The sequence below is a fragment of the Streptomyces africanus genome (assembly GCF_002150735.1).
In the GTDB taxonomy this organism is placed as follows: Bacteria; Actinomycetota; Actinomycetes; order Streptomycetales; family Streptomycetaceae; genus Streptomyces; species Streptomyces africanus.
In genome coordinates this window covers 231-4,998 of sequence record NZ_MUKA01000257.1, presented here as the reverse complement: position 1 = coordinate 4,998, position 4,768 = coordinate 231, and the positions used below count along the sequence as shown (strand labels likewise).

7 protein-coding genes are annotated in these 4,768 nt (G+C 72.6%); 6 read left to right on the top strand and 1 reads right to left on the bottom strand.

The features are described from left to right. The 3 genes from CCL05_RS29265 to CCL05_RS29255 form a co-directional block, all read left to right on the top strand. Positions 1-802 (top strand): hypothetical protein (locus CCL05_RS29265; protein ID WP_086563636.1); only part of this gene is annotated, 802 nt, incomplete at its 5' end. A gap of 77 nt (positions 803-879) precedes the next feature. After that, positions 880-2,025, top strand: coding sequence for a type VII secretion-associated serine protease mycosin (gene mycP / locus CCL05_RS29260; protein WP_086563638.1), 1,146 nt, complete (start codon positions 880-882; stop codon positions 2,023-2,025). Positions 2,026-2,106: 81 nt separating this feature from the next. Continuing rightward, entirely contained in the window at positions 2,107-2,835 is a 729-nt protein-coding gene (locus CCL05_RS29255) for an SseB family protein (RefSeq protein ID WP_086563635.1), read from the top strand. Positions 2,836-2,849: 14 nt separating this feature from the next. On the opposite strand, the gene CCL05_RS29250 is transcribed toward CCL05_RS29255, so the two are convergent. Continuing rightward, positions 2,850-3,206 (bottom strand): DUF1844 domain-containing protein, encoded by a 357-nt coding sequence (locus CCL05_RS29250; RefSeq protein WP_086563633.1) that lies wholly within the window; start codon positions 3,204-3,206, stop codon positions 2,850-2,852. Positions 3,207-3,602: 396 nt separating this feature from the next. Between CCL05_RS29250 and infC the strand changes: the two genes are divergently transcribed. The 3 genes from infC to CCL05_RS46490 form a co-directional block, all read left to right on the top strand. Then, complete coding sequence (infC, locus tag CCL05_RS29245) at positions 3,603-4,259, top strand: translation initiation factor IF-3 (RefSeq protein ID WP_086563631.1); 657 nt, start codon at positions 3,603-3,605, stop codon at positions 4,257-4,259. 109 nt (positions 4,260-4,368) lie between these two features. Beyond that, positions 4,369-4,563: a 50S ribosomal protein L35 gene (gene rpmI, locus CCL05_RS29240; protein ID WP_086563630.1), complete on the top strand. Its 195-nt coding sequence runs from the start codon at positions 4,369-4,371 to the stop codon at positions 4,561-4,563. Between the two features lie 95 nt (positions 4,564-4,658). Next, on the top strand, positions 4,659-4,768 hold a 110-nt coding region (locus CCL05_RS46490), incomplete at its 3' end, for a bL20 family ribosomal protein (protein WP_244204454.1).

Here is a 4,768-nt window from a genome sequence, read left to right as displayed (position 1 = left end):
GGAGCCGGAGGGATACGACGGAGCCGCGCGGCCCCGGCCGCTCGGGCGGCGCGGGGCGTCCCAGGCCGCCGCTGCCGCCGTCTGTCTCGTGCTCGGGCTGGGACTCATCTCGGGCGCGGTCACCGGGAGCTGGCTCGTGGGGGACCCCGGGGAGGAGGGCACGCGCAGCACCTTCGCCGCGGCCGGCAGCCTCTGGCACAGCGTGCCCGTCGACCAGCTGTTCCCGCCCACCGTGCAGGGCCAGGGCGCAGGGCCCGGCGGAGCCGACCGCACCTGGACCCGGATCGCCGTCGCCCCGGACAGCGGCTGCAAGGACGCCTTCGACCCCCTGCTGCGCAAGGCCCTCGCCCCCGTCGGCTGCGAACGCCTCCTGCGCGCCACCTACACCGACGCCACCGAGAGCTACGTGACCACCGTCGGCCTGCTCTTCACCACGGCCGACGCCCCGGGCATGACCGCCCTCGCGAACCGTTTCCGCAAGGAGCGCCTGGACCGCCGCAGCGACCTGATGCCGCTGCCGTACGCCGCGAAGGACACGCCCGCCGCCCACTTCGGCCCGGAGCAGCGCGCCGCCTGGACCGTCTCCGTGCTGACCGAGGCCCCGGTCGTCGTCTACGCCGTCTCCGGCTGGGCCGACGGCCGTACCGTCGACGACCCGCAGCCCGCCGGGGACGCCATGCAGTCCGGCGCCACCACCGCCCCCGCCCAGGCCGGCCTCGGCAACGAGGCCCAGGGCCTCGCCGACCGCGTCGAACGCGGCCTGCGCAAGAACGTCCGCTCGGCCACGGAGCAGCCGTCGTGAAAACCACCAGGAAACCGGCCGGGAAAACCACCGGGAAACCGGCCGGCAGAGCCGCCGGGGCCGGCCGGTCCGCGGCCCTGAGCGTGCTGCTCGCCGCCGGGCTCGTCCTGCTGCCCGCCACCACCGCCCACGCCGACGGCATCCGCGCCCAGCAGTGGGCCCTGGAGGCCATGCACACCCAGGAGGCCTGGCGGACCACGAAGGGCGACGGCGTCACCGTCGCCGTCCTGGACACCGGCGTCGAGACCGACCACCCCGACCTGATCGGCAACGTCCTCACCGGCAAGGACCTGGTCGGCTTCGGAGCCGAACCCGGCGACCGCGCCTGGGCCCGGCACGGCACCGCCATGGCCGGCATCATCGCCGGGCACGGCCACGGCCCGGGCGACGCGGACGGCGTCCTCGGCATCGCCCCCGAGGCGAAGATCCTCCCCGTGCGCGTGATCCTGGAGGACGGCGACCCCTCCCGCGCCAAGGCCCGCAGCACCCGCGGCAACGCCCTCGCCGACGGCATCCGCTGGGCCGCCGACCACGGCGCCGACGTCATCAACCTCTCCCTCGGCGACGACTCCGCCTCCGCGCATCCGGAACCCGCCGAGGACCAGGCCATCCAGTACGCCCTGAAGAAGGGCGTGATCGTCGTCGCCTCCGCAGGCAACGGCGGCGAGAAGGGCGACCGCATCTCCTACCCGGCCGCCTACCCGGGCGTCATAGCCGCCACCGCCGTCGACCGCGCCGGAACCCGCGCCCCCTTCTCCACCCGCCGCTGGTACGCCACGGTCAGCGCCCCCGGCGTCGACGTCGTCATCGCCGACCCCGACCACAAGTACTACGAGGGCTGGGGCACCAGCGCCGCCGCCGCCTTCGTCTCCGGCGCCGCCGCTTTGGTCAAGGCCGCCCACCCCGATCTGACCCCGGCCCAGGTCAAGTCGCTCCTGGAGGACACCGCCCGCAACGCCCCGGCCGCGGGCCGCGACGACTCCCGCGGCTTCGGCTTCGTCGACCCGGCCGCCGCCATCAAGGCCGCCGGCCGGCTGAAGCCGCAGGGGCTCCACTCGGCGGCGTACGGCGCGACGTACTTCGGCAACGGCCCGGACGCCACCGGCACCGACGACGACACCGCCGACTGGGCCGCCCCCCTCGCGGGCAGCGTCGGCGGCGTCCTGCTGGTCGCGGCCGTGGTCCTGTGGCGCGGCCGCAGCACGCGCCCCGACGAGTTCTAGCCCGCGCACAAGACCCTCCGGCCGCCGCCCCGCCGGACCGCCCGCCGAAGCGGCGGCACCCGGCCTATAGGGTCGACGATCGTGGCGAACAAGAACATCCCCGACTCCGGCTTCTCCGACGACGACGGTTCCGCCGACCCCCGGCTGAGCGCGGCACTCGCCGCCTGGTCGGAAGACCGCAGTGCCGTGGGCCCGGTCCTCGACGCCCTCAAGGGCGCCCGGCTGCTCGTCCCCGTCGTGGCCGTGCTCGGCGAGGTCGAGGAGGACGAGCGGGGACTGCGCCGCGAGAAGACCAGCGACATGGCCGTACCGACCCTGAAGGCCGGGAACCGCACCGCGCTGCCCGCCTTCACCTCCACCGACTCCCTCGCCCGCTGGGACCCGGCGGCCCGCCCCGTCGCCGTACCCCTGCACCAGGCCCTCCAGGCCGCCGCGCACGAGAAGGCGGACACGGTCGTGCTCGACCTGGCCGGGCCCGTGCCCTTCGAACTGACCGGGCCCGCCCTGCTCGCCCTCGCGGAGGGCCGTGCGACCACCGACCCGCTCGCCGACCCGGCCGTCGTCGGGGCCGTACGCGACGCCGTGGCCGCCGAGCCCGCCGTCCTGCGCGCCCACCTCGGCCCGGGCCAGGCCGACGGCACCCTCGCCCTGGTCCTGGACCCGGCCGCGGCCGCCGCCGAAACCGCCCAGGCGGTCGCCAGGCGGCTCGCCGCCGACGAGACACTGAGGGCCCGCCTGGTACGCGGCCTCGACCTGGCACTGCTGCCGGCCGGGTCGACGCCTCCGGGCGAGCCCTTGTACGAACGCTGAGGAGCCTGTGCGGGCTAGCCGTAGACCGGGCCCGTGTACTTCTCGCCCGGGCCCTTGCCCGGCTCGTCCGGGACGAGTGACGCCTCGCGGAACGCCAGCTGGAGAGACTTCAGGCCGTCGCGCAGGGGCGACGCGTGGAACGAGCTGATCTCGGTGGCGGACGCGTCGAGCAGGCCGGCCAGCGCGTGCACCAGCTTGCGGGCCTCGTCCAGGTCCTTGTGCCGGTCGCCCTCCTCGGTCAGACCGAGCTTCACCGCGGCGGCGCTCATCAGGTTGACGGCGACCGTCACGATCACCTCGACCGCCGGGACCTCGGCGATGTCGCGGGCCATGGCGTCGAAGTCGGGGGACTCAGGAGGGGTCTCACTCATGCCCCACACGATAGGCGCAGGCCGGGCGTGCGCCGTACCAGGCCCCGGGGTGCCACGATTAGCCGTTCCTGGCCCATGCTGGTAATCTCGTGTAACGACCGGTCGGACCCGTATGCCTCCTGGCCCGCGAGCCCGACCCACAAGTGGAGGCTTTCGAACTCCCACCCGACCGCCCCCAGGGCGGCGGGTCACCGGTCAGACGGTCCCGTCCCAGCGGCGGCGATCCGTCCGAAAGCGCGCCCCGCGGCTCCCCGCGGCGGTGCTCCGGTAGTTCGAGGAGCCCCGCCTGGGAATCGTCCGGGGCATTTTTTGTGCTTCGACGCGGTTAGGTCTATCGAATAGAGACGTTACGCGGCCGTCCGCCAGACCGTCGCGTGGTGCTACCGAGGAGGATCCATCAGCGCCGAGCCCCGCATCAACGACCGGATTCGCGTTCCCGAGGTGCGACTTGTCGGTCCCAGTGGCGAGCAGGTGGGCATCGTCCCCCTGGCCAAGGCACTGGAGCTTGCGCAGGAGTACGACCTGGACCTGGTCGAGGTCGCGGCGAACGCCCGTCCGCCCGTGTGCAAGCTCATGGACTACGGGAAGTTCAAGTACGAGTCGGCCATGAAGGCCCGTGAGGCGCGCAAGAACCAGGCGCACACGGTCATCAAGGAGATGAAGCTCCGGCCGAAGATCGACCCGCACGACTATGACACCAAGAAGGGTCACGTCGTTCGGTTCCTCAAGCAGGGCGACAAGGTCAAGATCACGATCATGTTCCGTGGTCGCGAGCAGTCCCGGCCCGAGCTGGGCTACCGACTGCTCCAGCGGCTCGCGGAGGACGTCCAGGACCTCGGTTTCGTCGAGTCGAACCCGAAGCAGGACGGCCGAAACATGATCATGGTTCTCGGTCCGCACAAGAAGAAGACCGAGGCGATGGCCGAGGCTCGCCAGGCGCAGGAGGCCCGCAAGGCCGAGGCGAAGGCCAACCCCGGCAAGTCGCAGAACGCCGCTGAGGCCGAGCTCGCCGAGGACACCGAGGCTCCGGCCGAGGCTTCCGCCGACGCGTGATCCCGGGGGACGCGAGTCCCCAGGAAGCAACCGAAACAAGACGACGCTCCACCGTGCCCGGTTTCGCGACCGGGCACCGGAGCGCCACCGACGAGGAGAGTACGGCGCTATGCCGAAGAACAAGTCGCACAGCGGGTCCAGGAAGCGCTTCAAGGTCACTGGCTCGGGCAAGGTGCTCCGTGAGCGCGCCGGCATTCGCCACTACAACGAGCACAAGTCGTCCCGTGTGACGCGTCGCCTCACCGGCAACGCCGAGATGGCCCCGGGCGACGCCAAGAAGATCAAGAAGCTTCTCGGCAAGTGACGTTCGGGCGCGCATGCGCCGTACGTCAGGACCGGGACCCAATCGATTTCGGGCCGTGTGAAGACCACCGCGGCCCCGCTACAAGGAGTTAAAAAGTGGCACGCGTCAAGCGGGCAGTGAACGCCCACAAGAAGCGCCGGGCGATCCTCGAGCAGGCCTCCGGCTACCGCGGTCAGCGTTCGCGCCTGTACCGCAAGGCCAAGGA

Coding starts and splice junctions, on each gene's coding strand:
- CCL05_RS29250 (WP_086563633.1), bottom strand. CDS start 3,206: ATGAGTGAGACCCCTCCTGAGTCCCCCGACTTCGACGCCATGGCCCGC.
- rpmI (WP_086563630.1), top strand. CDS start 4,369: ATGCCGAAGAACAAGTCGCACAGCGGGTCCAGGAAGCGCTTCAAGGTC.